This is a genomic window from Vibrio sp. 10N.261.46.A3, assembly GCF_041472995.1.
Taxonomy (GTDB): domain Bacteria; phylum Pseudomonadota; class Gammaproteobacteria; order Enterobacterales; family Vibrionaceae; genus Vibrio; species Vibrio coralliirubri.
In genome coordinates this window covers 61,309-87,971 of record NZ_JBFRRH010000006.1, presented here as the reverse complement: position 1 = coordinate 87,971, position 26,663 = coordinate 61,309, and the positions used below count along the sequence as shown (strand labels likewise).

At 45.8% G+C, this 26,663-nt stretch carries 28 protein-coding genes; 10 read left to right on the top strand and 18 right to left on the bottom strand.

The window, feature by feature from the left end:
- Nucleotides 1-120 precede the first annotated feature (120 nt).
- Nucleotides 121-1,572 (bottom strand): aspartate ammonia-lyase, encoded by a 1,452-nt coding sequence (gene aspA, locus AB4484_RS02235; RefSeq protein ID WP_019821539.1) that lies wholly within the window; start codon nucleotides 1,570-1,572, stop codon nucleotides 121-123.
- Between the two features lie 284 nt (nucleotides 1,573-1,856).
- Between aspA and AB4484_RS02230 the strand changes: the two genes are divergently transcribed.
- Entirely contained in the window at nucleotides 1,857-2,381 is a 525-nt protein-coding gene (locus AB4484_RS02230) for an FxsA family protein (RefSeq protein ID WP_012604974.1), read from the top strand.
- A 178-nt stretch (nucleotides 2,382-2,559) separates the two neighbouring features.
- Here AB4484_RS02230 and trmL read toward each other — a convergent pair whose 3' ends face one another.
- The 4 genes from trmL to AB4484_RS02210 form a co-directional block, all read right to left on the bottom strand.
- Nucleotides 2,560-3,039: a tRNA (uridine(34)/cytosine(34)/5-carboxymethylaminomethyluridine(34)-2'-O)-methyltransferase TrmL gene (trmL, locus tag AB4484_RS02225; protein WP_009844716.1), complete on the bottom strand. Its 480-nt coding sequence runs from the start codon at nucleotides 3,037-3,039 to the stop codon at nucleotides 2,560-2,562.
- Nucleotides 3,040-3,122: 83 nt separating this feature from the next.
- Nucleotides 3,123-3,740, bottom strand: coding sequence for a superoxide dismutase (locus AB4484_RS02220; RefSeq protein ID WP_017061165.1), 618 nt, complete (start codon nucleotides 3,738-3,740; stop codon nucleotides 3,123-3,125).
- A gap of 76 nt (nucleotides 3,741-3,816) precedes the next feature.
- Nucleotides 3,817-5,196 (bottom strand): envelope stress sensor histidine kinase CpxA, encoded by a 1,380-nt coding sequence (cpxA, locus tag AB4484_RS02215; RefSeq protein WP_050619837.1) that lies wholly within the window; start codon nucleotides 5,194-5,196, stop codon nucleotides 3,817-3,819.
- Entirely contained in the window at nucleotides 5,196-5,885 is a 690-nt protein-coding gene (locus AB4484_RS02210) for a response regulator (protein ID WP_017063670.1), read from the bottom strand. The genes cpxA and AB4484_RS02210 overlap by 1 nt, the downstream gene beginning before the upstream one ends.
- A 187-nt stretch (nucleotides 5,886-6,072) precedes the next feature.
- On the opposite strand from AB4484_RS02210, the gene AB4484_RS02205 reads away from it, so the two are divergent.
- The 3 genes from AB4484_RS02205 to pfkA all read left to right on the top strand — a co-directional run bounded on the left by AB4484_RS02205 (nucleotide 6,073) and on the right by pfkA (nucleotide 8,935).
- Nucleotides 6,073-6,582, top strand: a complete 510-nt coding sequence (locus tag AB4484_RS02205; RefSeq protein ID WP_017061162.1) for a CpxP family protein — start codon at nucleotides 6,073-6,075, stop codon at nucleotides 6,580-6,582.
- Between the two features lie 164 nt (nucleotides 6,583-6,746).
- Complete coding sequence (gene fieF, locus AB4484_RS02200; protein ID WP_050632420.1) at nucleotides 6,747-7,655, top strand: CDF family cation-efflux transporter FieF; 909 nt, start codon at nucleotides 6,747-6,749, stop codon at nucleotides 7,653-7,655.
- A gap of 317 nt (nucleotides 7,656-7,972) precedes the next feature.
- Nucleotides 7,973-8,935 (top strand): 6-phosphofructokinase, encoded by a 963-nt coding sequence (gene pfkA, locus AB4484_RS02195; protein ID WP_017061160.1) that lies wholly within the window; start codon nucleotides 7,973-7,975, stop codon nucleotides 8,933-8,935.
- Between the two features lie 370 nt (nucleotides 8,936-9,305).
- Here pfkA and AB4484_RS02190 read toward each other — a convergent pair whose 3' ends face one another.
- Entirely contained in the window at nucleotides 9,306-9,659 is a 354-nt protein-coding gene (locus AB4484_RS02190; RefSeq protein ID WP_333010190.1) for an endonuclease domain-containing protein, read from the bottom strand.
- Between the two features lie 140 nt (nucleotides 9,660-9,799).
- Nucleotides 9,800-10,570, bottom strand: a complete 771-nt coding sequence (gene tpiA / locus AB4484_RS02185; RefSeq protein WP_017061158.1) for a triose-phosphate isomerase — start codon at nucleotides 10,568-10,570, stop codon at nucleotides 9,800-9,802.
- A 249-nt stretch (nucleotides 10,571-10,819) separates the two neighbouring features.
- Between tpiA and AB4484_RS02180 the strand changes: the two genes are divergently transcribed.
- Both AB4484_RS02180 and AB4484_RS02175 read left to right on the top strand, forming a co-directional pair.
- Nucleotides 10,820-11,167, top strand: a complete 348-nt coding sequence (locus tag AB4484_RS02180; protein ID WP_050632402.1) for a 5-carboxymethyl-2-hydroxymuconate Delta-isomerase — start codon at nucleotides 10,820-10,822, stop codon at nucleotides 11,165-11,167.
- Between the two features lie 45 nt (nucleotides 11,168-11,212).
- Nucleotides 11,213-11,641, top strand: coding sequence for a DUF805 domain-containing protein (locus AB4484_RS02175; protein ID WP_048605424.1), 429 nt, complete (start codon nucleotides 11,213-11,215; stop codon nucleotides 11,639-11,641).
- Nucleotides 11,642-11,702: 61 nt separating this feature from the next.
- Here the strand turns inward: AB4484_RS02175 and AB4484_RS02170 are convergent, their stop codons facing one another.
- From AB4484_RS02170 to glpX, 3 genes are all read right to left on the bottom strand, one after another.
- Nucleotides 11,703-12,050, bottom strand: a complete 348-nt coding sequence (locus AB4484_RS02170; RefSeq protein WP_050619836.1) for a DUF3135 domain-containing protein — start codon at nucleotides 12,048-12,050, stop codon at nucleotides 11,703-11,705.
- 122 nt (nucleotides 12,051-12,172) lie between these two features.
- Nucleotides 12,173-12,793 carry a helix-turn-helix transcriptional regulator gene (locus tag AB4484_RS02165; RefSeq protein ID WP_372076229.1) on the bottom strand — a complete coding sequence of 207 codons (621 nt, stop codon included), beginning with the start codon at nucleotides 12,791-12,793 and terminating at the stop codon, nucleotides 12,173-12,175.
- Between the two features lie 198 nt (nucleotides 12,794-12,991).
- Entirely contained in the window at nucleotides 12,992-13,999 is a 1,008-nt protein-coding gene (gene glpX, locus AB4484_RS02160; protein ID WP_372076227.1) for a class II fructose-bisphosphatase, read from the bottom strand.
- A gap of 324 nt (nucleotides 14,000-14,323) precedes the next feature.
- Between glpX and zapB the strand changes: the two genes are divergently transcribed.
- Complete coding sequence (gene zapB, locus AB4484_RS02155; RefSeq protein ID WP_008219652.1) at nucleotides 14,324-14,566, top strand: cell division protein ZapB; 243 nt, start codon at nucleotides 14,324-14,326, stop codon at nucleotides 14,564-14,566.
- 100 nt (nucleotides 14,567-14,666) lie between these two features.
- On the opposite strand, the gene rraA is transcribed toward zapB, so the two are convergent.
- From rraA to priA, 7 genes are all read right to left on the bottom strand, one after another.
- A complete protein-coding gene (gene rraA, locus AB4484_RS02150; RefSeq protein ID WP_017071322.1) occupies nucleotides 14,667-15,185 on the bottom strand; it encodes a ribonuclease E activity regulator RraA in 519 nt (172 codons plus the stop codon).
- A 73-nt stretch (nucleotides 15,186-15,258) separates the two neighbouring features.
- Nucleotides 15,259-16,176, bottom strand: coding sequence for a 1,4-dihydroxy-2-naphthoate polyprenyltransferase (locus AB4484_RS02145; protein WP_050632401.1), 918 nt, complete (start codon nucleotides 16,174-16,176; stop codon nucleotides 15,259-15,261).
- A gap of 155 nt (nucleotides 16,177-16,331) precedes the next feature.
- A complete protein-coding gene (gene hslU, locus AB4484_RS02140; protein WP_048605412.1) occupies nucleotides 16,332-17,672 on the bottom strand; it encodes an HslU--HslV peptidase ATPase subunit in 1,341 nt (446 codons plus the stop codon).
- Nucleotides 17,673-17,730: 58 nt separating this feature from the next.
- Nucleotides 17,731-18,279, bottom strand: a complete 549-nt coding sequence (hslV, locus tag AB4484_RS02135) for an ATP-dependent protease subunit HslV (RefSeq protein ID WP_004729692.1) — start codon at nucleotides 18,277-18,279, stop codon at nucleotides 17,731-17,733.
- Between the two features lie 225 nt (nucleotides 18,280-18,504).
- The gene (locus AB4484_RS02130) at nucleotides 18,505-19,044 is read right to left on the bottom strand and encodes an SPOR domain-containing protein (RefSeq protein ID WP_050619833.1); all 540 of its coding nucleotides are present in this window, start codon (nucleotides 19,042-19,044) and stop codon (nucleotides 18,505-18,507) included.
- 122 nt (nucleotides 19,045-19,166) lie between these two features.
- Complete coding sequence (gene cytR, locus AB4484_RS02125; RefSeq protein WP_017103629.1) at nucleotides 19,167-20,171, bottom strand: DNA-binding transcriptional regulator CytR; 1,005 nt, start codon at nucleotides 20,169-20,171, stop codon at nucleotides 19,167-19,169.
- Nucleotides 20,172-20,411: 240 nt separating this feature from the next.
- Complete coding sequence (gene priA / locus AB4484_RS02120; protein ID WP_268672629.1) at nucleotides 20,412-22,613, bottom strand: primosomal protein N'; 2,202 nt, start codon at nucleotides 22,611-22,613, stop codon at nucleotides 20,412-20,414.
- Between the two features lie 332 nt (nucleotides 22,614-22,945).
- On the opposite strand from priA, the gene rpmE reads away from it, so the two are divergent.
- Both rpmE and AB4484_RS02110 read left to right on the top strand, forming a co-directional pair.
- The gene (rpmE, locus tag AB4484_RS02115; protein WP_004737142.1) at nucleotides 22,946-23,164 is read left to right on the top strand and encodes a 50S ribosomal protein L31; all 219 of its coding nucleotides are present in this window, start codon (nucleotides 22,946-22,948) and stop codon (nucleotides 23,162-23,164) included.
- A 333-nt stretch (nucleotides 23,165-23,497) separates the two neighbouring features.
- Nucleotides 23,498-24,787, top strand: a complete 1,290-nt coding sequence (locus AB4484_RS02110) for a malic enzyme-like NAD(P)-binding protein (protein WP_017061144.1) — start codon at nucleotides 23,498-23,500, stop codon at nucleotides 24,785-24,787.
- A 165-nt stretch (nucleotides 24,788-24,952) separates the two neighbouring features.
- Here the strand turns inward: AB4484_RS02110 and metJ are convergent, their stop codons facing one another.
- A complete protein-coding gene (metJ, locus tag AB4484_RS02105; RefSeq protein WP_004415993.1) occupies nucleotides 24,953-25,273 on the bottom strand; it encodes a met regulon transcriptional regulator MetJ in 321 nt (106 codons plus the stop codon).
- 208 nt (nucleotides 25,274-25,481) lie between these two features.
- Between metJ and AB4484_RS02100 the strand changes: the two genes are divergently transcribed.
- Entirely contained in the window at nucleotides 25,482-26,663 is a 1,182-nt protein-coding gene (locus AB4484_RS02100) for an O-succinylhomoserine (thiol)-lyase (RefSeq protein WP_372076223.1), read from the top strand.

The following is a 26,663-nucleotide window of genomic DNA, read 5'->3' as shown; positions in this document are numbered from 1 at the left end:
AGTTCTATGGTTTAGATTCAATTTGGCAAAAGCGCAACCAATGGAAATCCACAAAATAATCATGGTTAACCGTATTGGAGCCTAAAAAAGGGCTCCGTTTGGAGCCCTTTCTCGCTAACTTTATTCGTAGCGCTTCGCTTTATACTGAGGATGCATCAAATTTTCAACAGAGAAAATGTCATCAAGTTCTTCTTCGGTTAATAAACCGCGCTCTAGAACCACATCACGCACGCTCTTACCTGTCTCAGCACAGATCTTACCAACAATGTCACCCTCGTGGTGGCCAATGTATGGGTTTAGGTAAGTAACGATACCGATAGAGTTAAATACGTGAGATTCACACACTTCTTTGTTTACAGTAATGCCGTCTACACACTTGTCGCGTAGGTTCACACAAGCGTTTGTTAGGATGTCTAGAGACTCAAACATGCTTTGTGCAATAACGGGTTCCATTACGTTCAGTTGCAGTTGACCACCTTCTGCAGCGAAAGAAACCGTGTTGTCGTTACCTAGAACTTTAAAGCAAACTTGGTTTACTACTTCTGGCACAACTGGGTTTACTTTAGCAGGCATGATTGAAGAACCGGCTTGTAGTTCAGGTAGGTTTAGCTCGTTCAGACCAGTACGTGGGCCAGAAGAAAGCAGACGCAAATCGTTACAAATTTTAGACAGTTTCACAGCTAGACGCTTAAGTGCGCCGTGCGTCATTACGTATGCGCCACAGTCAGATGTTGCTTCGATTAAATCTTCAGCCGCTACACACTCTAGGCCTGTTACTTCTGCTAGGTGTTTCACTGCTAGGCCTTGGTAACCCGGTGCTGCGTTCAGACCTGTACCGATAGCCGTTGCGCCTAGGTTTACTTCAAGCAGTAGTTTTGAAGTGTATTCTAGGTTTTTGATTTCTTCATTGATGGTTACAGCCCAAGCGTGGAACTCTTGGCCAACCGTCATTGGAACTGCGTCTTGAAGCTGAGTACGACCCATCTTCAAAATCGTGTTGAATTCTTGGCTCTTAAGCTCGAATGCACCTTTTAGGTATTCGATCGCATCAATCAGTTTACGAACGCTGTTGTAAACAGAGATACGGAAGCCAGTTGGGTAAGCACAGTTTGTAGATTGGCTGCGGTTTACATGGTCGTTCGGGTTGATGAACTCGTATTGGCCTTTTTCTTTGCCCATAAGTTCAAGAGCCACGTTCGCAACAACTTCGTTTGCGTTCATGTTTACAGAAGTACCAGCACCACCTTGGAAAACGTCCGATGGGAACTGATCCATGCACTTACCCGTGTCTAGAATTAGGTCACAAGCTTGGATGATGTATTTAGCCACTTCGCTTGGAATTACACCTAACTCTTTGTTTGCTAAAGCCGCTGCTTTCTTAGTCATCACCATGCCGCGAACGAATTCAGGTACATCTGAGATCGTTACATTTGAGATGTTGAAGTTTTCAACTGCGCGTAGAGTGTGGATGCCGTAGTAAGCATCAGCCGGAACATGACGTTGACCTAATAGATCTTCTTCGAGACGAGTAGCTTGAGGAGCTTCAACTTGAGCTTCTGATTGAGTAGCCATAACAGGATCCTTAGAGAATTATTCTGATTATATAGTTAGTTATTAGCCTATTCTGTGTGCAAATACTCCGTTCGCTAGAATATTGGGCTGATAAATCCGTCCTGACTTATGTGGCACATGATACTGTACTTAGCGCATAAAAATATTAAGTGGATCACCTTTTTCGGTTTTGTTTCGTCAATATTTTGCAAAGTTATTCTTGGTCAATAAACACGCTTATTTACAGGATAAATTTGAGATTGTTAGGGCTTTCAGCGTAAACTGCAAGTAACAAAGGAGGGCGTGTGTTTCCTATCTTATTATTACTATTTATCTTCGTACCCATCATTGAGATTGGGCTATTTATTCAAGTTGGTGGCTTCTTAGGATTGTGGCCAACTATTGCGTTGGTTTTGATCACTGCATTTGTGGGTGCATCGCTGGTTCGTAGCCAAGGCATTCAGACACTTATGTCTGTGCAAGGTCGTTTGCAACAAGGCGAAATGCCAGCACAACAGATTCTTGAAGGCGTGATGCTTGCAGTTGCCGGTGTATTGCTGCTGACTCCGGGTTTTATGACGGACGCACTCGGTATGTTGGTATTATTGCCAGCACCAAGAGCGATGATTGCCAAGAAAATGATGGAAAAAATGGTGGTGACCAACATGTCTGGTGGTTTCCATGCCGGTGGACAAGCTGGTTTTGGCCAGAGCCCATTTGGACAAGACCCATTCAATCGCGATCCATCTGACCAATCAAAAGACGGCAACACCTTTGAAGGTGAGTTTGAGAAGAAAGACGACGACAACGATCGTAACCGCTTAAACTAATCCGTTGTTTCTATTCTTTGTTTTTCTCTCTTCTTTATATAGAGGGAAAACAGAAAAGGCTCTTACCTTTATCCTTCGCAAGAAAGTGATAATGGTAAGAGCCTTTTTTATTGTCTGTCGCTAGCTGTTACTTACTGTTTACTATCGATAACAGATAAAAGATAAGCTTGGTGCTCGGTTATACCGCGCCTTCAAAACCCATTTGTCGCCATGCTTCAAAAGCAATGATTGCCACTGCGTTAGACAGGTTCAGGCTGCGCGCGTCTGGCATCATTGGAATACGAATGCGTTGCTCCATTGGCATGCTCTCGATGAACTCAGCAGGCAGGCCGCGAGTTTCTGGGCCAAACATCAGCACATCACCTTGTTGGAATTTTGCATCCACGTGGTGACCTGTCGTTTTAGTGGTGCAAGCAAAGATGCGGAAATCACCCTCACGTTCATTCTCTAGATACTCAAGGAAAGCTTCTAGGTTCTTGTGACGCTTAACTCGCGCAAGGTCGTGGTAATCCAAGCCAGCACGACGAACCTTCTTCTCTTCAAAATCAAAGCCAAGCGGTTCGATAAGATGCAGGTTTGCGCCGCAGTTAGCACATAGGCGGATGATGTTACCCGTATTGGGTGCAATTTCTGGTTCGTATAGAGCGATATCAAACATGTTGGTTCACAAGAATAATCAAAGATAGCCCGAGTATACGGTGGCAAGCTGAGTGAGTACAGTTCGCCACCGTCACCATTCGCTTAAGCTTGGTTCGCTAGTGCTTGCGCGTAGTTTTCAGATACGGCATTCCAATTCACCACGTTCCACCATGCATTGATGTAATCTGGACGACGGTTCTGGTAGCTGATGTAGTAGGCGTGTTCCCAAACATCGAGCGCAAGAATCGGTTCGCCATCACTGGCTACGGTATCCATCCACGGATTATCTTGGTTCGAGGTTGAGATGATCTTCAGTTGTCCTTGCTCTACCACTAGCCAAGCAAAGCCAGAGCCAAAGGTATTGATCGCCGCTTGAGCGAACTGATCTTGGAATGTCTCGAAATCACCGAAGGTACTCTTGATAGCCTCACCAAGCTCGCCCGTAGGTTCACCACCGCCGTCTTGCGACATGCAGTTCCAATACAAGATGTGATTGTAGTAGCCGCCGCCATTGTTACGCACGGCCGGGCTGTGCTGAGAGATGTTGGCGAAGATCTCGGTCAGAGATTGCTGTTCTAGCTCGCTGCCAGAAACCGCCGCAACAAACTTATCGTAGTAGGTTCTATGGTGCTTGCTGTAGTGCACTTCCATCGTCTTAGCGTCAATGTAAGGCTCTAGGGCATCGTAAGCGTAGGGTAAAGCAGGGAAAGTGTGCGACATGGTAAATCCTCCTTAATTAGAGGATTTACCATAATGATAATAATAATCATTATCAACTACGATCTTTGTGGGGGTATTACACCGGTAAGATAGGCAGGGTGATTTCGAGTTGTAATCCACCGAGCTGGCTGCGGGTCGCCGTGATGGTTCCGCTGTGTTGGCGAATCGCACTTTCAGTAATGGTTAATCCAAGACCTGTGCCGCCGGTATTACGATCACGGGCAGTGGAAACGCGATAGAAAGGTCTGAAGATAGAATCTAACTCATCATCAGGTACACCATCACCATTATCATTGACGCAAATTGTTAGCTGATCTTGAACCACATGGAATTGCACATCCACTTGGTCTTTACCGTAGTAGATGGCATTGCGTGTAATGTTGTCTAACGCACTCATCAGCAGTTTAGGGTTGCCCGAAATAGAGCGTTCTGGGATCTCCGAAAACGTCAGTTGTTTGCCCATCTGTTCGGCTTCAAACTCTGCGTCCTTTAAGATCTCTTCCCATAGGCTCGAGATAGGCTGAACCTCACGAGTAATATGGCTGTCGACCTGCATACGAGATAGCGTCAGCAGCTCACTAATCATCTGTTCCAAACGCTGTGCTTCGGTATCAATGCGTTCTAACTCTTGGCTCTCACCTTGTTTACGAATCGCCAGTGCATTGGCCATGCGAAGGCGTGTCAGTGGGGAGCGGAGCTCGTGTGAAATATCAGATAGCAGGCGTTGTTGCCCCGAAATCATCTGGTTCACGGCTTCGACCATCTGGTTAAAGCTTTCACCGGCTTGTCTGAACTCTGAAGTACCTTTTTCGAGTGTTGGATCGACCTCGAATTGGCCTTTCGCCACGCGTTGTGCCGCGCGTTCTAGCCTGCGTGCGGGTTGACTCAGTGCCCAAGCTAGCCAAAGCAATAGTGGGGTACTCGCCAGCATAACCGCCAGCAGTAGCTGCAGAGGTCTATCAAACAGGCGTAACAAGAATGGCGGTGGTTGAGTCCACTTTATTCCGGCGTACATCAACAACTCTTCACCCGCGAGTTTGATCGGTACTGGACCTGCGACCATGTAGTGTCCGTACAGTTTTTGTTTCGGCACTTCAGGGTTATCTATCGAGGTAACAAAGTTGCGAATCGCTTTAAGTTTGTAGTCTGAATGCCTTTTTGAGGTAAGGACTGCGCCCTCAAGGTCGGTCAGATAGATGCGAGCGCGAGAATCCTTGCGGCTGCGTGGAGCCTCAAGTTGGAAGACAATTTTGCCCAGATTTGGTTCTTTGGCGTAGCGTTTCTCTGTGATTTTAGCGATACGCTCGAGTTTATCGAGGTGATCTGCGGGCACATCTCGCGCGACTCGAGGGTCTAAATGGGGAAGTGACAGCACCGACAAAAGCACCAGTAACATGGTGAACCAAAAGATAGCAAAGATACGTCCATATAAGCTGGTGATTTTAGGTATACGCATTAATCTTCCTCTACCAATAAGTAGCCACGGCCTCGTAAAGTTTTGATGCGTGATTTACCGTCAGTGCGCTCAGGAATCTTCTTACGTAGATTAGAGATGTGCATGTCTATCGCGCGGTCAAACGCTGCGAGCCTTTTACCTAACACATCTAGGCTCAATGCTTCTTTGGTGATCACTTGCCCTGGGTTTTGGATAAGGTGACTCAGTAATGCGAACTCGGTTGTGGTGAGGTCGATGAGCTCACCATTGCAGTAGGCTTCTTGTTTGCCCGGGAAGACTTCGATGTCTTGATATTGAACTCTATCACTGGCCGCTTTAGGCGCGGTGGCGGTTTGAGTTCGACGCAAGATAGCTCGAATACGCGCTAACAATTCTCGGTCACTGAAAGGTTTAGGCAGGTAATCGTCTGCGCCAAGCTCAAGACCAATCACACGGTCGATCTCTTCGCCTTTTGCGGTCAGCATCAGCACGGGTGTTTCCCAATTTTCTCTCAGTTTCTTTAGTGTTTCCATGCCATTAAGACGCGGCATCATCACATCCAAAAGAATCAGGTCAATCTCATCATTGATAGCTTCAAGTCCTGCATAGCCATCATTGGCTTCGGAAACAGTGAAGCCCTCAAAGCTCAGAATGTCTTTGAGTAAGCTGGTTAACTCGGTGTCGTCATCAATAAGAAGAATGTTCGCCATTGGGAAGCCTTAATCGGTTATCTACTATTTACAGGTTAATAATACTGCTAATTATTCGTCAACTTTCACTCTTTACGATTCTTTACGCTTTCTAAACGTCACTTTACGAGGGAAAGACTAATCTATATTCAAGCGCTGAGAAACAGACGCAACACATGACTTATTATACCGAATTGAGGCAACAATTATGAAAATGACTAAGAAACTTGTACTAGCAGCTGCGGCACTTCCACTAATGTTAGGCACAGCAAGCGCGTTCGCATATGGCGGCGGCGATAAAGGCGACCATAAAGGCATGCACGGCAAATGTGGCGGCTTCGATAAGAAAGTGATGCGTCAACTAGACCTGACTGATGCACAAAAAACAGAATTGAAAGAGATGCGCGAAGCGAATCGTGCAGAGATGAAAGAAAAACACGCTGGCAATAAAGCCGATAAAATGGCGAAAATGAAGGCGCACCAAGAGAAAGTTCAAGCACTGGTGCTGGCTGACAACTTCGATGAAGCAGCAGCAAACGACCTAGCAAGCCAAATGGTTGAGAAGCAAACTGAGCGTCGCGTAGCAATGCTTAAGAAGCAACACGAAATGATGAGCGTACTAACGGCTGAGCAAAAGACTCAACTGAAAGAAATCCAACAAGAGCGCATGACTAAGTGTGCTGACAAAATGGAAAAGCGCATGAACAAAGACAAGTAATTCATTGCTTGAGAAATCAGCGTTGAATGAAAGTGTTTAGAAAGAAGCGGCCGAGTGCCGCTTTTTTTGATCCTTAAAAATGAATGTTTTACATCATGGCTGTCATATTCAATTGGTGGTTTGCAGGTTATACTTTGTGCTATCAGTCACTTTATAGCCAAGTTATGAAACAAGAATACGCACGTTTAGTTACGCTCGCCGCTTGGGCAGCCACCACCATCGCCACTATTTTATTGATAGTGAAAGTCGCAGCTTGGTGGGTGACAGGTTCCGTGAGTCTGTTGGCTTCCGTCGTGGATTCAATGCTGGATATCGCGGCCTCTGTCGTTAATCTTATCGTGGTTCGTTACTCTCTGCAGCCTGCCGACAAAGAGCACACCTTTGGTCATGGTAAGGCTGAATCTCTAGCTGCATTAGCGCAGGCAATGTTTATTTCAGGCTCTGCATGTTTCCTTATTCTCAATGGTATTGAACGCTTCTTCCGACCTCATGAACTGAACTCTCCAGAAATTGGTATCTACGTCAGCCTGTTCGCGATAGTGATGACGTTTGGTCTGGTTCGTTTCCAAAAACATGTGGTCAACAAAACGGGCAGCCAAGCAATTGCAGCCGATTCATTGCACTATCAATCAGACCTTTATATGAACGCTGCGATCATGCTGGCACTGGCATTGAGCTGGTTTGGGATTGGTCAGGCGGACTCAGTATTCGCGGTCGGTATCGGTATCTACATTCTGTACAGCGCTTATCAAATGGCGATGGAAGCGGTTCAGTCTCTGCTTGATCATAAGCTGCCAGATGATGAGCTAAAACAGATTAAAGAGACATCATTGAGCGTGGAAGGCGTGTTGGGTGTGCATCAATTACGAACGCGTCGCTCGGGGCCAATACGCTTCATCCAACTGCATCTAGAATTGGAAGATAATATCCCACTTATTGAAGCGCATCGCATTTCTGACGAAGTAGAGGCTAAGCTTATCTCCGCGTTCCCTGATGCTGATGTATTAATTCACCAAGACCCGTATTCGGTCGTATTTGGACCAGAGAAGCAGCAGAAATTCCACTCGTGGTAATGCGTGCTAAAAATTAGCTGGCAAATGGTAAGTGGGTGGCTTTTGAACTAAAGTGAGTAAAAATTACTAACTCTTTCGTGATTCAAAAAACACCTTAGTAACAATTAATGTTGATTCTGATGTGAATCAACAAAGTTACTGAGTAAAACTGTAATACTCTTACAGAAGTAGAAATGTTACATAAATTTACGCGATTTAAGTGCTATTCCCTTTGAGGAAATGTAACATAAAGCACAAATACAGATTTAAAATCTTGTTGATATACAATCAGCAAGTACAAGAATTGAATAATAGATTCCCAAAAATCGAGGGTGAGCATGATTAAGAAGATCGGTGTTTTGACCAGTGGTGGTGACGCTCCAGGTATGAACGCAGCAGTTCGCGGCGTTGTTCGTACTGCGTTATCAGTTGGCATTGAAGTTTACGGCATTTACGACGGCTACCAAGGCCTTGTTGAAGACCGTATCGAAAAGCTTGACCGTTCAAGCGTATCTGACGTGATCAACCGTGGTGGTACTTTCTTAGGTTCTGCACGTTTCCCTGAGTTCAAAGACGTTGCTGTTCGTGAGAAAGGCATTGAGAACCTTAAGAAGCACGGCATCGAAGCACTTGTTGTTATCGGTGGTGACGGTTCTTACATGGGTGCTAAAAAACTGACTGAAATGGGTTACCCATGTATCGGTCTTCCAGGCACAATCGATAACGATATCGCGGGTACTGACTACACAATCGGTTACCTAACAGCGCTTAACACTGTTATTGATTCAATTGACCGTCTACGTGACACGTCTTCTTCTCACCAACGTATTTCTATTGTTGAAATCATGGGCCGTCACTGTGGTGACCTTACGCTTATGTCAGCAATCGCGGGTGGTTGTGAGTACATCATTACTCCAGAGACTGGCCTAGATAAAGAACAGCTTATCAGCAACATCCAAGATGGTATTGCGAAAGGTAAGAAGCACGCAATCATCGCTCTAACTGAGCTAATGATGGATGCTAACGAACTGGCTAAAGAGATCGAATCTTCAACTGGTCGTGAAACTCGTGCAACGGTTCTTGGTCACATCCAACGTGGTGGTCGTCCTACTGCATTTGACCGTGTACTTGCTTCTCGCATGGGTAACTACGCTGTTCACCTTCTTCAAGAAGGTCACGGTGGTCGTTGTGTTGGTATCGAGAAAGAAGAACTTGTTCACCACGACATCATCGACTGTATCGAGAACATGCAGAACCCAGACCGTTCTGAGCTGTTCCGCGTTGCAGAAGAGTTGTTCTAATCCACGCTTAGCGTTCGCTTAAAGAATTTAAAAACCGCTGATTGTTCAGCGGTTTTTTTTTGCCTGACGTTCTTTTGATTCATTGCAAAATCCCCTCCTAGCCTCCCCTTATGTCAGTTTTCCAGATCCCTTTATCTTTCTTTGGAAAGGGGAGGAACCGTTCCGTAGTTGTTAGAACATATACCGACTACAACAAATTTTAGCGATTAACGTAAGCTTTCCTATTAGCGATTTATTGAACATTTTATGGTTTCAGTAAGCCTAGGAATCTAAGTGAACAAAGAAAGTTCTCCCCCTTTACCTTAGATCGGCAGGGGAATCGAAAATGTTGAAATAAGGGGGAGTTAGAGGGGGATGTGTACACAGAAGTTTATTTGGGGATTGAATTCATGATTTTCACCAAAACTTCCTCAAGGTTCTGATTAACTTCATTATTGGTAAAGCGAAGCACCTTGATTCCAAGTTTGTTTAAGTCTTGTGTACGCTGATGATCGTAAGCCTGTGCTTGTTCTGAAAAGTGGCTATTACCATCTATTTCAATGGCCAGTTTTAGTTCACAGCAGAAGAAATCCACGACGTACTTTCCGATGCTATGTTGTCTGCGAAACTTAATACCAATCTGCTTTTTCCGTATATAAAACCATAGCTTGCGTTCTGGTTGAGGCATGTTGTTTCGGAGCTGTTTTCGAAATGTGTTTAGATGAGCTTGTTTATAAATTTTCATAACGCAGTCCAATAAACCGGAATGTTATTGTTACAAAGAGCTCAGTACAAAAAAGAGGTTAAGGGTGGTGATTTTCGAGCGAGATCAAAAAAGGCCAACCTAAGTTGACCTTTCATCTAATCTAAACGGTGAGGTTTAAATTAAGCTTTTGCTTCAGCTGCTGCTTTAGCGATAGCTGCGAAGCTTTTCGCGTCTAGAGCTGCGCCGCCAACTAGAGCACCGTCGATGTCTGGTTGTGCGAAGTAAGCTGCTGCGTTTTCTGGCTTAACAGAACCGCCGTATTGGATAACAACTTTCTTAGCAACTTCTTCAGATTTCTCTGCGATGTGTGCACGGATTTGAGCGTGGATGCGTTGTGCATCTTCAGCTGTAGCTGCTTTACCAGTACCGATAGCCCAGATTGGTTCGTAAGCGATGATAGCGCCTTCAAGAGCTTCAACACCTTGAGTGTTAATAACAGCGTCAAGTTGACGAGCACATACTGCAACAGTTTCGCCTGCTTCGTTTTGTGCTTCAGATTCACCGATACAAAGAACTGGAGTTAGGCCGTTCTCTTTTAGGAATGCGAATTTCTTAGCTACGAACTCATCTGATTCGTTGTGGTATTCACGACGCTCAGAGTGACCGATGATGATATGAGATGCGCCGAACTCTTTAAGCATTGCTGGAGACATGTCGCCAGTGAATGCACCGCTGTTGTTTAGGTCAGAGTTTTGAGCACCTAGGATGATCGCGCTGCCAGCTTCAGTAAGCGTACGCTCAGCAAGATCAACGAAAAGTGCTGGTGGAGCAACTGCTACGTCTACGCCTGTTACGCCTTCAAGTTCAGCGTTAAGACCGTTTAGTAGATCAACAACCATTTCTTTGCTGCCGTTTAGTTTCCAGTTACCCATAACTACAGGATGACGCATAGGAATATCTCCAAAGTATTTAAATAAATCGAATGTAAAAAAGTAAACTTTATTACGAAATAATATAACAGATTAATATCAACAGATCATGACTGTGGTCATGACTTTCTTGGATCTTACTCAATGGTCAGAGTAGATTTTGAGCATATATCAGTGATCCGGCAGACAGAATAATAGCTAACTTCTCGGATTTTTCATCGTTAGTTGTTATTAAGGGACAAACGATTGCGTTAACAACAGGAAGTAACAATGCCGAATCTAGTTCTAGAGTACTCCAATTCAGTGGATGAGCGAGTAAATATCCAAGGCTTACTGGAAGATCTCCACCAAGTCGCTCTCACGTGTGGCTTGTTTGATGTGCCGTCAGTGAAGTCTCGTTCATTGCGTTGCCATAATTGGTTGGTCGGTGATGAGGAAGATAGTGTAGACTTTATTCATATCAGCTTTGAGTTACTTTCGGGACGAACGGAAGAGCAAAAGCGAGAATTGTCACGATCGTTAATGCAGGTCCTGCAAGAACAAGCGAGTCATGTAAGAAGCTTAACGGTGAATATTCGTGATATGGATAAAAGTTGCTTTCAAAAAGTAATAAACTAACCATTGCTGCTGACTTTTAGCGGCGTATAAATTTGAGTATTTAAGATGTCGATGAAAGAATTACTGCTCTCTTTCAAGGGGAGAATTGGTCGTAAGACTTACTGGATTTGGAATATTTTCTACTACATAGCGATTACCGGTTTTGCTTCTGGTATCTCTGTGTTGTTCCCTGCTTACTCTTATATCCTGCTACCAATCTTCCTATTGATGCTTGTGATCCCAGATCTTGCGGTAACCGCTAAGCGCTGGCACGACCGCAATAAGTCTAATTACTGGCTACTATTGAATGTGCCATTAGTATTGGGGCGTTTAGCTTCGCCAATGGCTGCAACGACGACAGAGCCGGTATCGCCAATTCATATGGCGGCAACCGTCGCGGCATTAGTGTGTGGTTTGTGGATTCTGATTGAGTGTGGCTTGTTGAAAGGCACAGAAGGCCGTAATGACTACGGCGAAGACCCATGTAAATATTGAACCGCGAATCAATAGAAGGGAGCATTACGCTCCCTTTTTTCTTTTTAATGCTTTGCTAATTTCAGTACATTTTAGGTTCGGTATTTGGCTTAAAAGGCACGACATTTTCAGGCAGAGATTCTTCAAAGCCGCAGCGCCCTTCGAGTGCATCTTGGAACTTACAGACCTGACAGCGCAGCTCTTGCATGAGTACGACATTGGCGTGGTGTGGGTTTTTACAACGGCTAACCACTAAGTCGATGTGACTTTGTTGTGCGCGAAGTCGGTCTTGCATTACTTCTGAAGCCGAACAGATCATCTGTTCGCACATCTCGTGTTTGAATTGATTGAATGCTTTCGGATCGCTTTTCGCGAGTTGGACAAGTTCATCAAAGGGTGGCAGTTTTTGAGAGGGTTGTGGATGCGCCATCATTCCTTCCTTAGCATTAAGCGTGTTTTATATGCTCTAAGCTTAAGAAAGAAATCTGTACAAATTTTAATCTATTTGTATTTTCTCAATATTGAGACGGCATTAATCGCTTACCGTTAAAATCAAAGTGCGGGTGTTAAGGTGTAAGTACAGCGTCGTTCGCCAGCAATGATGTGTTCTGTACGGCTCACATGGCACTCATCTTTTAGTAACTCAGTAAACACATTGAGCTCAGATTGGCACAGGCTAGGGCAGCGAGTTGCAGCCTTACAGATAGGGCAGTGGTTCTCAATCAAGATGTAGTGATCATCATGCTCTTGAAGCTCAGCCATGTAGCCTTCGTCTTCACGAAGCTGGGTAAGTTTTTTAAGCTTGCTGATGAGTGAATTACAGTCAGACAATGCAGCTTGATACTGCTTGAGTGTGTGTTGTTCACGCTCGGCAGCAACCTTAGCCAGCCCCTCTTTACCAAATAGATTCTCCACAGCATCAATCACTTGAATCGTGAGTTCACCATGTCGGTCTGAAAATTGGCTGTGGCCTTGTTGAGTCAGGGACCAGTGGCGAGTCGGGCGACCCACTTTCACTTTCACGTCATGAAACGCAAGAATACCGTCATCTTCCAGGCTTTGCAGATGTTGCCTTGCACCCATTGTCGTCATGCCAAATTCTTCTGACAGTTGTTTCGCGGTTACCGCGCCTTGACGCTTAATGGTCTGTAAGATTTTGTCGCTTGTTTTCATACTATCCCTACCTCATGAACCTTACTATTATGAGGCAAGGTGTTTATAAAGCAAACCATTTACTATATTGATAGTAATTTACTCTTCAGATAGCGTTTTACTCTATTGGCTGCCATGGTGAGATTCTGGTACGGCAATAAAACAAAAGGCTGATACTTGGTATCAGCCTTCGAATATTCTGTTTCACCGAGTTTTGGCTTACAGGATATGACCTACTACTTCTGGATCTTTACGCTCTAGGTAGTGGATAGATTTGATGCGGCGAATCGTACGGCAACGGCCACGGATAAGCAGAGTTTCTGTGGTTGCGATATTGCCTTGACGAGAAATGCCTTCTAGCAAGTCACCCTTAGTGATGCCTGTTGCTGAGAATACAACGTTATCGCTGCGAGCCATGTCTTCCATCTTCAACACGATACCCGCCGTTACGCCCATTTCTGCGCAGCGCTCAAGTTCAAGTTCACCGTGCTTGCGGTTTTCTGCTGTGTCGCCTTTAACTTCATGGCGAGGTAGAAGACGACCGTGCATGTCGCCGTCGAGTGCGCGAATTACCGCAGCCGAAACCACACCTTCAGGTGCGCCGCCGATACAGTACATGACGTCTACTTCGCTGTCTGGCATACAGGTTAAGATAGAAGCCGCAACATCACCGTCTGGCACAGCAAATACACGAACGCCCATTGCTTGCATATCGGCGATGATTTGATCATGACGAGGCTTAGCAAGTGTGGTTACGACTAGAGTATCAAGTGTTTTACCTAGTGCTTTAGCGATGTTTTCTAGGTTTTCTGTTAGTGGCAGTTCTAGGTCAATCACGCCTTTAGCGCCAGGGCCAACAACCAACTTTTCCATGTACATATCAGGCGCTTTAAGGAAGCTGCCTTTTTCGCCTGCAGCCAATACAGCCAATGCATTTGATTGGCCCATTGCTGTCATGCGTGTCCCTTCAATTGGGTCAACTGCGATGTCGACAGCGTCGCCGCCCACACCTACGTTTTCGCCGATGTACAGCATAGGTGCATCATCGATTTCACCTTCGCCGATAACAATCTCACCGCTAATTTCGGTTTTGTTTAATAGGCTACGCATTACTTCTACAGCAGCGCCATCTGCAGCGTTTTTATCGCCACGGCCAAGCCACTTGTAACCAGCTAGTGCTGCACCTTCTGTGACACGAGAGAATGACATTGCTAAATCGCGTTTCATGCGGACTCCAAAATTTTCAAAGGGGGAATAGAAATTTCGCGGCGAATTTTACCATATCCAAAAGGAAACGTTTGCCTTTTTGTTTTTTGGAGATTGCTCTCGATCAATTCGCAGTGGAAAACAGTTATTATTCATCAAAATAATCGGTTTGCCGTTGTGGCGGTAATCGTTCACGTCAATATTCGGTAAAAAGCGCTGTTTTTTTCATCGAATGGCGCAAAATATCGAATATATTGAGTGTTTATCCTTGCTCTGCTGAGTAGAATGGGGAAATAAGTGGAGTGAACCTTCACCATCAAACGGATAACTTAAAGGTAGGCCAGAATGTCTTTTGAAGTACTAGAGCAGCTAGAAGCAAAAATTCAAACAGCAGTAGATACAATTGCACTTCTTCAAATGGAAGTGGAAGAGCTTAAAGAAGAGAAACAAGCACTAGCAACAGAAGCTGGTGAGCTTAAAGCAAGCCGTCACGAGCTAGAGCAAAAAACTCAGCAAATGCAGGAAGAGCATTCAGCATGGCAAGATCGCATCCGTAACCTTCTTGGTAAAATGGATGAAGTAGAGTAATCGACTCTTCAGATTTAAAAAAACGCCCGCTACTCAGTAGCGGGCGTTTTTGTTTGTGTTCTTATGCTTCGTGTTCTTATGATTTGAAGCTGAGTGAGAGTTACTCGACCTCTTCTTCCTCGACATCCAAATCAAGTTCTACATCTAGAGGTTCGGCAGAAAGAATGATGCCGGTGTTGTCTGCGTAGAGGTAATCTTCTGGTAAGAAGGTCACGCTGCCAAAGTTCACAGGAACGTCTAACTCACCGACACCTTCTTGGCTCGCACCAACAGGAATAGAAGCCAAGGCTTGGATGCCTAGGTTCATATCTTCAAGCTCATCGACTTCACGAACGCAGCCGTAAACCACAATTCCTTCCCACTCATTGTCTTCGGCAAGTAGGGCAATCTCAGCATCGATCAGCGCTTTACGTAGTGAGCCGCCACCATCGATTAACAACACACGCCCCAGACCGTCTTGCTCTAGTACAGAGCGAATCAAAGCGTTGTCTTCAAAACACTTTAATGTCGTGATCTGTCCTGCGAAGGATGCACGTCCACCGAAGTTGCTGAACATTGGCTCCACGACATCAACTTGATCCAAATATATGTCGCACAGTGCTGAAGTGTTGTATTCCATTAGTATACCTTTTGAACAATGAGCTTACTTTGAGTATATCGGCGCTTGATCCCTTTGCAATGATTAGTCTCATTTAACTCAATAGAGTTTGAGCTACGACAACCCCTGCAAACAATAGGTTAGTGACCAGTGAGCATTTCACAATCACCGGCATCATTGGTGCGATTTGCGCTGGCTTTTCGGTTTCCCAAACAGCTTTGCCATGCTTGTAAACAATAATAATGCTCAGCAAAAACGGCAGGCTGATCCAGACAGGCTTTTCTTGAATAAGCAGGTAGATAGCGAAAGACGCAAGGGCGAGACCAAGCAGAGCAAAATGATAATGCTTGGCTTTGCGCTGTCCTAGGCGAACCGCCATGGTGCGCTTACCACATTCGCTGTCGTTTTCGATATCACGCATGTTGTTGATATTGAGTACCGCAACCGCCATCAAGCCACAGCCCAATGCCGGAAGGAATAGGCTTGGTTCAACGTGACCAGTGTGTAAGAAGTAAGTCCCTGAAACACCTAACAAACCAAAGAAGATAAACACCGACAAGTCGCCAAGGCCGATATAACCATAAGGTTTATTACCGACGGTATAAGCGATGGCTGCAACAATGGCTAATACGCCTAACGCAATGAAAGATAAGATACTTTCAATCGAGGTTAAGGCATGAAAAATAAGAATCAGTCCAGCGACCATGGTAAACACGATGTTGAGGATGATCGCTTGCTTCATGGTTTTCGCCGTCACCGCACCAGATTGCATGGCACGTGTTGGCCCCAGACGATTTTCGTTGTCTGTGCCTTTTACGGCGTCGCCATAGTCATTGGCTAGGTTCGATAAAATCTGTAATAGGGTGGCGGTTAAAAATGCCAGTAGGGCTATCGATAAAGAAAACTGACCACCGGCGAACGCTAAACTACTTCCTGTAAGAATAGAGACAAGTGCGAGAGGCAGAGTTTTTGGTCGTGCGGCATCAAGCCAGATCAGTAGAGATTGTTTCATCGTAGGTCTAATTCTTTGTAAGTCTTCGTTTCATACTGTGATTTGAGTATACGCCCATTTTTCGGGTAATAAAAAGCCCACTCGAAAGTGGGCCTTGAATTCGCTTATTAGCTGCTATTTCTTTGAGATAGAGCAATAAGTTGGAGTTTCGTGTGCTACAGGATGAAGCGGCTTAGGTCTTCGTCTTCAACGAATTCGCCAAGTTTCGATGTTACGTAAGCTTCATCAATCACTAGCTTGCTGCCTGCTTTGTCTGTTGCTTCGAATGATATCTCATCCATTAGACGCTCCATCACTGTGTGTAGACGACGCGCACCGATGTTCTCAGTGGTTTCGTTTACGCGCCATGCTGCGTCCGCAATCTGGTTGATGCCATCTTCAGTGAACTCAATGCTGACATCTTCTGTTTTCATTAGGGCAATGTATTGCTCTGTTAGCGATGCTTTTGGTTCAGTCAGGATGCGTTTGAAGTCATGTGCTGAAAGCGCTTCAAGTTCTACGCGGATTGGTAGACGACCTTGTAGCTCAGGGATCAGGTCAGATGGCTTAGCCACTTGGAATGCGCCTGATGTGATAAACAAGATGTGGTCAGTTTTAACCATGCCGTGCTTGGTTGATACTGTGCTGCCTTCGATAAGAGGCAGTAGGTCACGCTGAACACCTTCGCGAGATACGTCTGGGCCTGAGCTGTCGCCACGCTTACAGATTTTGTCGATCTCATCGATGAATACGATGCCGTTGTTTTCAGCGTTGAAGATCGCGTTCTCTTTTAGCTCTTCTTGGTTCACAAGCTTTGAAGCTTCTTCTTCCGTCAGTGCTTTGAATGCGTCTTTGATTTTCATCTTACGCTTTTTCTTGGTGTCGCCAGCTAGGTTTTGGAACATGCCTTGCAGCTGGTTTGTCATCTCTTCCATACCTGGAGGTGACATGATTTCAACGCCCATTTGCGGCGCGGCTACATCAACTTCGATCTCTTTGTCGTCTAGCTTACCTTCACGCAGTTTCTTGCGGAAAATCTGACGAGTGTTTGAAGATGTGGTGTCTTCAGTTGATTGCTCGTTCTGACCCCAAGCATCACGTGCTGGTGGTAGAAGGGCATCAAGAATGCGTTCTTCAGCTTGTTCTTCAGCGCGGTACTGTACTTTTTCCATCGCTTGTTGGTGTGTCATCTTGATTGCAACGTCCGTTAGATCACGGATGATGGTCTCAACTTCTTTACCAACGTAGCCAACTTCGGTGAACTTAGTCGCTTCTACCTTAATGAAAGGCGCGTTTGCTAGTTTCGCTAGACGGCGAGCAATCTCAGTTTTACCGACACCCGTTGGGCCAATCATTAGGATGTTCTTTGGCGATACTTCAACACGCAGGCTTTCTTCAAGCTGCATACGACGCCAGCGGTTACGCAGAGCGATAGCCACTGAACGCTTAGCGTTGTCTTGGCCGATAATGTGGCGATTGAGTTCGTGAACAATTTCGCGAGGAGTCATCTCAGACATGGTTTTTCCTTAATTCTTTAATCACTGTTGAATACAACGTTATTGATGGAAGCGGTCGTTACTCTGGCTTTGGCAGCTCAACGGTGCTTTCTAGTTCTTCAATAGTGTGGTGATGGTTGGTGAATACACAGATATCGCCCGCAATGTTCAGCGACTTCTCTGCGATTTCACGCGCATCTAAATCAGTATTTTCTAATAGTGCTGTAGCTGCTGCTTGAGCGAAGTTACCGCCCGAGCCGATCGCAATCAGGTCGTTCTCTGGTTGAACTACGTCACCGTTACCTGTGATGATCAGTGAAGCGGTCTCATCCGCTACTGCTAACAGTGCTTCTAACTTACGTAGAGCACGGTCGCTACGCCAATCCTTCGCTAGCTCAACGGCAGCTTTGGTCAGGTGGCCTTGGTGCATTTGCAGCTTGCTTTCAAATTTTTCGAATAGCGTGAAAGCATCAGCAGTACCGCCAGCAAAACCTGCCAGTACTTTGTTGTTGTATAGGCGACGTACTTTACGGGCATTGCCCTTCATTACAGTATTGCCTAGAGATACTTGTCCATCACCCGCGATGACGACTTTATTATTACGACGTACAGATACAATGGTAGTCACGAGTAGGGCCTCTTAATATTTCTTATCTTTGGGTATAAAAAGTATATGAGGATGGTGCTCGGATAATTCAAGGAAGGGTGAGTGATGTCGTGCAAACTTATCGGCGGAAGTTGTAAGGAAATTTGGTTAAAGGGGAGGGGGATAAAAGAAAACCTCCACAATGGGAGGCTTTCGGTGTTTGATTTTCGGTTTTTATTAAGACAAAGACTGCCGCTGAATCTAAAACTACTCGGTGTCTTTCCAAATAGCACAAGGTTCAATTTTCGCTCGTTGCAGCTTATGGCGATCGCGTTCTGCGTCACGCTTTAACTTGTATGGTCCTAGAACCACACGGTACCAGCTACTACCATCTTTCTTGCGGATCTCACTCGAGATACCTTGGAAGGCAATATCCAACTTACGTGCTTCTGCCTGCGAGGAGGTTTTGTAAGCGCCACACTGCATGATGTAAGGGATCTTAGAGATCTGTTGCTCTTTGGCTTTTACTTCAATCTCGCGGCTTGGCAGCGTTTCAACGTAGTCCCACTTCTCTTCAGGAGGCGGCGGAATCACTTTCGCTGGTTTTGGCTTAGGTTTTGGTTTGGTTGCCACAGGCGTTGGTGCTGGCGGCTCAGGATCATTACTCAATAGGTAAAGTCCGTAACCAAAACCACCGGCAAGGAGGATCGCCAAAAGACCACTGCGCCAAGGTTTACGGCGAGGGGCTTGTTTTTTGGTTGGTTTTTTCGTGCCACGACCACGCTTTACATAATCTCTATTAGCCACAAGACAATTCAATAGTTGCTGATTCTGCCCTCATGGTAATCCAGATTGCGCGAGGATAATAGTGCAGAAATGGAAGCGGCACATCAAAATGTGCCGCAGATTTGTAAGGGTATTTCTGAGGGTTACATTCGAGGTGGCGCTGTACTGCCTCGAACTACCAATTTAGCTTCAAGCAGGCGCGACCCTGCTTGCACATCGTTGCCCTTCAATAGATCAAGCATCATCAACATCGCTTGGCGTCCAATCTCATAACGAGGCTGAGAAATGGTGGTTAGCGGTGGATCGCAGTATTGAGCGAATTGGATGTCATCGAAGCCGACAATCGATAGGTCTTGAGGAACGCGCAAGCCCAGCTTCTTCGCTTCTTGAATCGCGCCAATCGCCATCGCATCGTTGTGACAGAAAATAGCGGTTGGCTGTTCAGGCAGAGCCAGTAATTGACGAACCGCTTGAGCGCCCGCTTCAAAGGTGAAGTCACCAACCGTGCTGTAGGCTGGATTCATAGAGACTCCGGCACGACGCAGCGCTTGTTGGTAGCCTTGTTGGCGGAACTTACACAGTGTTGCCGATACTGGGCCTGAGATTTGAGCAATACGTTTATGACCTAACTGAGCTAGGTAGTTAACCGCTTCAAAGGCAGAGGTCAGGTTATCGATGTGTACCGTAGGCAGTTCAAGTTCAGGGGCAAACTCACACGCCATCACCATCGGCGGTAAATTCTTTTGTTCAGGTTTGCTGACATCAAACGGATGGTCCGTGCCCAGTAGCAACATGCCGTCAGCTTGTTTGGTGAACACTAAGTTAACAAATGAAGACTCGCGCTTCTTTTGCTGGCCGCTATCACCCAGTAGAACAAGGTAATCATTTTCTACTGCGGCATCTTCGATACCACGAATGATCTCGGCGAAATAAGGGTCACAGATATCAGGAACAATAGTGATGATGGTTTTTGATTCGTTGCGACGTAAGTTTCTAGCTAATGTATTGGGTGAGTATCCAGCTTCAAGTACTGCTGTTTCCACTCGTTTGCGAGTTGAAACTGAGACTTTCTCAGGGTTCATCAATGCACGTGATACCGTGGCTGTTGAGACGCCTGCTAGCTGGGCAACATCCTTCATTGTCGCCATAAATTAAACCCTCTTTTAAGTTCCTTTGTCGCCTAAGCATCTAAGGCGTGAATAATAAATGTAATCGAATAGATATTATGAAAGTGTTGCTAACACTTTTTTTATTGCAATATTTTATTCGTTTAATCCGTGTAAAGTTACGGCTAGATTAACAAAAATCACATGACTAGTGTGAAGTTGCTCACGAGAAATATGAAATATTTGTGAACAAACTTATCATTAGTTTTAACCCAAGTGGGTTTAGCTCAAATCTTGCGGTTCAATATCGAGTGACCAGCGAACTTTTTTCGCAGCAGGTAACATATTGATGGCCGGCTTGGCACTCATTAATAGCTTCTGCATTAACGAGCGCGTCTGAGTTTGTAAGATTAACTGCCAGCGCGATTTGCCCGCTCGTTTTGCTAACGGAGCCGGGGTTGGCCCTAACACCATGCAATATTGGTCAAACAGTGGATGTGATTCCAATGTGTGACGAACCTGACGCAAGAACTCTTCCACCAAGCGAGTGTCATTGGCTTCTGCTCTAAACAGCGTCATAAAGGTATAGGGCGGTAACATTGCCTGCTTACGCTCTGCCAGTGCCGTCTGAGCAAAGTGGTTATAGTCTTTGTGCAGCAAGGCTTGCAGTAACCCATGTTCTGGATGGTGAGTCTGTAAGATCACCTCACCGGGCTTGCTTGCTCGTCCTGCGCGCCCCGCTACTTGGATGAATAGCTGGGCAAGACGTTCAGACGCTCGGAAGTCACTGCTATATAAAGAGCCATCCACATCCAATAACGCCACAAGTGTCACATCAGGGAAATGGTGACCCTTAGCGAGCATCTGCGTGCCGATAAGAATTTGGAATTCACCCTTACGAATCGACTCGAGTGCGCTTTCTAAGCTGCCTTTACGGCGGGTGCTGTCACGGTCAATACGAATGGTTTTGTATTCCGGGAATAGTTGGCCAAGCTGAGCTTCTAACTGCTCGGTACCGACACCCACTGTCACTAAGTTTGCAGACCCACAACCTTGGCAATTGTGCACGATATGCTGCTGAGAACCGCAGTGGTGGCAGCGCATCTCATTACTGTATTGGTGATAAGTATAATAAGCATCACAACGTTTACACTCGGCAGTCCAACCACAATCGTGACACATCAATGCGGGAGAAAACCCTCGGCGATTGAGGAACAGCATTACTTGGTTGCCTGCTTTGAGGTGTCTTTGCATCTCTGCAATTAACGACGCAGACAAACCACTTTCTAGATATTCACCTTTAACATCCAAGACCTTATTGGTGGTCGGCAGTGCGACACCCGCACGTGAAGTGAGGGTGAGATAACTGTATTTGCCGATCTGAGCGTTGTGCAGTGTTTCAAAGGCTGGAGTCGCCGAGCCTAAAACTACCGGGATCTGCGCTTTATGAGCACGCATGATCGCCACATCACGAGCGTGGTAGCGCAGGCTATCTTGTTGCTTATAAGAGGCATCGTGCTCTTCATCGACAATGATAATGCCTAGGTCAGCAAACGGCGTGAACAGGGCTGAACGGGTACCAATCACGATGCCCGCTATCTTATCGCGCGCCGATAACCAAGCATTCAGTCGCTCAGAATCGTTTAAACCTGAGTGGATAACCTCAACAGGCACATTAAAGCGTCGCTTAAAGCGGTTAATCGTTTGAGGGGTGAGGCCAATCTCGGGCACAAGCACTAACGCTTGTTTACCTTGGTCGAGAATCGGCTTAATCATATTCAGGTAAACCTCGGTCTTACCTGAGCCAGTGACCCCCTCTAACAGGAAACAACCAAAGTCGGTTTGGCTATTTACGGTCGCAATCGCGATGGCTTGTTCGGCATTGAGCTTAGGTTTGTCTTGGTCGTTCTCAAGTTCAACCGGCCACGGTTGGCGTTTCGGCTTTTTCTCTACCGATTCAATCCAGCCTTTCTCTTCAAGCGTCTTGAGTACGGCACTGCCTACCTCTTCATCAATGAACTCTTGATGAGGAACCGGGCCGTGCTCAAGCATGTGCATCACTTTTGCTTGCTTGACCGCGCGACCAAAACCTTGCATCAGTTGGTCTTTGCCTGATGGTGTTAACTGCCACTCAACCAGCGTCGCGAAGTCGGCGGCTTTGCCTTTTCTTAGGGCGCTCGGAAGGGCGTTAGCAAAGGTTTCACCAAGCGGGTACTGATAAAACTGACTGCACCACATTAACAGTGAATAGACAGATTCCGGCCAAACAGGTTGATTGTCTAACAAGGCTTTAATCGGTTTGAGCTTGTCTAGCTCGAATTCAGATTCGTTAACCAGAGCCGTGACAATACCGGTTAAGGTTTGTCGTCCAAAAGGCACAGAGACTCGTCCACCAATAATCGGAAATAGGTGGCTTGGAATCTTGTAATCGAACTGCTTGTCGAGTGGAACAGGCAGTGCCACGCGGGCAATCATTGGACGCATAAAGGGACGGCTTTATCTGAGTTGACGAGAGCGAACAGTCTAAAGGATAAGGCGGTTAAATTCGAGAAGCAGTTTGGATGAAGGCGGCGAGTTAGCGTATACCGACAACGACAGCCCGAAATCTCAGGCCGATAAAGGAAATAAAGAGAGAATTGGTGAAAAATGTATCAAATCGGTTGATCCTGCCTTATAGATTCATTACTATACTGCGCCTTAAAGGTATGGCTTCATCACTCTTTTGTGTCGATGCGGTGTCTTTATTTCTTTTTTTAAACTACGTGTGGTGTGCGGCTTAGAATCGTATAGCGACACGGCCTACTTGAGGTTATCCCATGAAAGCTGGAATCCACCCAGAATACAAAGCAGTTACTGCAACTTGTTCTTGCGGCAACACATTTGAGTTCAACTCAACGCTAGCAAAAGAATCAATCCACCTAGACGTATGTGACAAATGTCACCCGTTCTACACTGGTAAGCAACGTATCGTAGATACTGGCGGCCGTGTTGATCGCTTCAACAAGCGTTTCGGTGCTCTTTCTAGCAAGAAGTAATTCTCGCTATTTAGACATGAAAAAGGACACTTCGGTGTCCTTTTTTGTTGCCTGCAATTTGAGAAAGCACTGACTTTCATTCAAGCTTCAATCCCGCCTAACGATAAGTTGCCTACCTTTCTATTGCAGGGCAATTCCTTGCGTATCTCTCTGCACCAAAATTCAGCTCGAAAGTTCAACAAGCGATAGTAATTTCAACTGCTCACTGGTCTTATTAGTAGTGAAATCTCGTTTTTTAATGAGACAGAGGCTCCAACCACCTAGGAACTTTGAAGTACATCCATTAACATGAACAAGATCCCCCAAATAATAATACCCTAGGAACCTACACCTATGTCTGAAGACAGCAGCCAAGCTCAATCCTCTCAAGAATTATCACCTCAAGAACAATTCCGTCAGCAAGCTCTTGATTACCATGAGTTCCCAATTCCAGGCAAAATTGCCGTAGAACTGACGAAGCCTGCAAACTCTGCAGAAGACCTAGCACTTGCATACAGCCCAGGCGTGGCTGAGCCTGTTCGCGAGATCGCACAGAACGTTGATAACGTTTATAAGTACACAGGTAAAGGCAACATGGTTGCAGTTATCTCTAACGGTACAGCGATTCTTGGCCTAGGTAACCTTGGCCCTATTGCTTCTAAACCTGTTATGGAAGGTAAAGCGCTACTGTTTAAGCGTTTTGCTGGTTTAGATTCTATCGATATTGAAGTAAAACACCGCACAATCGATGAGTTCGTTGATACGGTTGCGAATATCGCAGATACATTCGGCGGTATTAACCTGGAAGACATCAAAGCACCAGACTGTTTTGAGATTGAACGTCGCCTGATTGAACGTTGTGATGTGCCGGTATTCCACGATGACCAACACGGTACAGCGATTGTAACGGCAGCGGGTATGCTGAACGCGATCGAGCTTCAAGGTAAGAAACTTGAAGAGTGTAAGATCGTTTGTTTAGGTGCTGGCGCAGCAGCGGTTGCTTGTATGGAACTGCTGATTAAGTGTGGCGCTCAGCGTGAAAAAATCTACATGCTTGACCGTAAAGGTGTGATCCACACTCGTCGTGATGACCTAAACGAATACAAAGAGCTGTTCGCAAATAACACGGATAAGCGCACGCTTGAAGATGTTATCGAAGGCGCTGACCTGTTCTTGGGTGTATCGGGTCCTAACCTACTGCCTGCTGAAGCACTAACGCTGATGGCTGATAAGCCTGTTGTGTTTGCATGTTCAAACCCAGATCCAGAGATCAAGCCTGAGCTTGCACATGAAGTTCGTTCTGACCTAATCATGGGTACTGGCCGCAGTGATTACCCTAACCAAGTAAACAATGTACTTTGTTTCCCATTCATTTTCCGTGGTGCACTAGACGTGCGTGCGAGCGAAATCAATGATGAAATGAAGCTAGCAGCGGTTAAAGCGATTCGTGAACTGGCGAAAGAAGAAGTTCCAGCTGAAGTACTAGCAGCTGCGGGCGAGACTGCACTGGAGTTCGGTAAGGGTTACATCATTCCTAAGCCAATGGACCCACGTCTACTTCCTCGCGTAGCACGAGCAGTTGCGGAAGCGGCTGTTGAATCTGGCGTAGCTCGTATCGAGATGCCTGCTAACTATATGGCTTAATAGCTGTTGCTCTATTGAGCGAAAAAGAATAATAAAAAACCGACTCATAGGAGTCGGTTTTTTTATGTCTATCATTTACAGCGCAGTCATAAAAACGCAATGCGTGATGTGATAAATAGGGTCAGCTATAGCGAATCAATAATGAAGGCAGTGACTGAATTGTTTTTATTCTTCGTCAAACGCTTCGAACTCGATACCCATTTCTGTCATCAGTTTTTTCACTTCAGCAGGGATATCGTCAGGACGATCTTTACGAAGGTCTTCATCCGTTGGTAGTGGTTGGCCTGTGTACGCATGTAGAAAGGCTTCGCACAGTAGCTCACTGTTTGTTGCATGGCGTAGGTTATTAATCTGGCGGCGAGTACGCTCGTCAGTAAGAACCTTTAACACTTTTAGAGGGATAGAAACTGTAATTTTCTTTACTTGTTCGCTTTTCTTTCCATGCTCAGCATATGGGCTTATGTATTCACCATTCCAGTCGGCCATTGCGTACCTTCATCACTTTAGTTGTTAGAATAAATTAATAGTGGTGATTTTAGCGGGATTTACTGCCATAAGCAAAGACATATAGACGTCTGGAAGTGTTGACGTCTCACGTTTATGAAAGTAAAGTGAATAACATATATCTAACACAGCCGCAAAATGCCGACAAGCAGCTGTGATTCTCAGACGCAAAACTTGTAAGGAAGCACCTATGAGCAGCCGGAAGCCAGCAACAATCGCAGTACGTACTGGTATCGAGTCAGACACGCAACACCATGCCGTTGTCCCACCCATTTATCTTTCGACTAACTATGGGTTTCCCGCTTTTGGTGAAGTGCCAAAGTACGATTACACCCGTTCTGGTAACCCAAACCGCGGTTTATTAGAGACGGCACTGTTTGAGCTTGAATCAGGCAAAGGCGCGGTTGTGACTAACTGCGGTACTTCGGCGATTAACTTATGGGTTTCGGCTTTCTTAGGCGGCGATGATCTTATTATTGCACCGCACGACTGCTACGGCGGTACGTACCGTCTGTTTAACACTCGCTCGCTAAAAGGTGACTTCAAAGTTCTGTTCGTTGATCAATCGGATCAAGCCGCGCTGGATGCGGCGATCGCGCTTAAGCCAAAGTTGATCTTAATCGAAACCCCATCGAATCCACTGGTTCGTGTGGTTGATATTGCAGAAACTTGCCGTAAAGCGAAAGAGGTTGGTGCTCTGGTTGCTGTCGACAACACGTTTTTGACACCTGTGTTCCAAAAGCCTTTAGAGCTGGGTGCTGATTTTGTTATCCACTCTACAACCAAGTACATCAACGGACACTCAGATGTGATTGGTGGTGTTGTGGTCACTAAGACAGAAGAGCATGCTGAAGAGCTCGCGTGGTGGGGCAACTGTATTGGTGCGACCGGCACACCATTTGATAGCTACATGACTTTACGTGGTATTCGTACGCTAGGTGCGCGTATGCGAGTTCACGAAGAAAGCTCGCGTGAGATTCTGGCGTCTCTACAGCAACAAGATCTTGTCGGCACTATTTACCACCCAAGCCTTCCTGAACATCCGGGTCATGATATCGCGAAGAAACAGCAATCGGGCTTTGGCTCAATGCTCAGCTTCGAGTTTGCGGGCTCATTCGAGGCACTTAAATACTTTGTTGATAAGTTAGAGCTGTTTTCTTTGGCAGAATCATTGGGCGGTGTTGAAAGCCTGATTTGTCACCCTGCGTCGATGACTCACCGTGCGATGGGTGAAGAAGCATTAGCAGAAGCGGGTGTTTCTCAGCAACTACTGCGTCTGTCTGTTGGCCTTGAAGATGCAGAAGACCTAATCGATGACCTCAAGCAAGCGTTTGAAAAGACACAGCGCTTTATCGCTGAAGGGGAGGGTTAA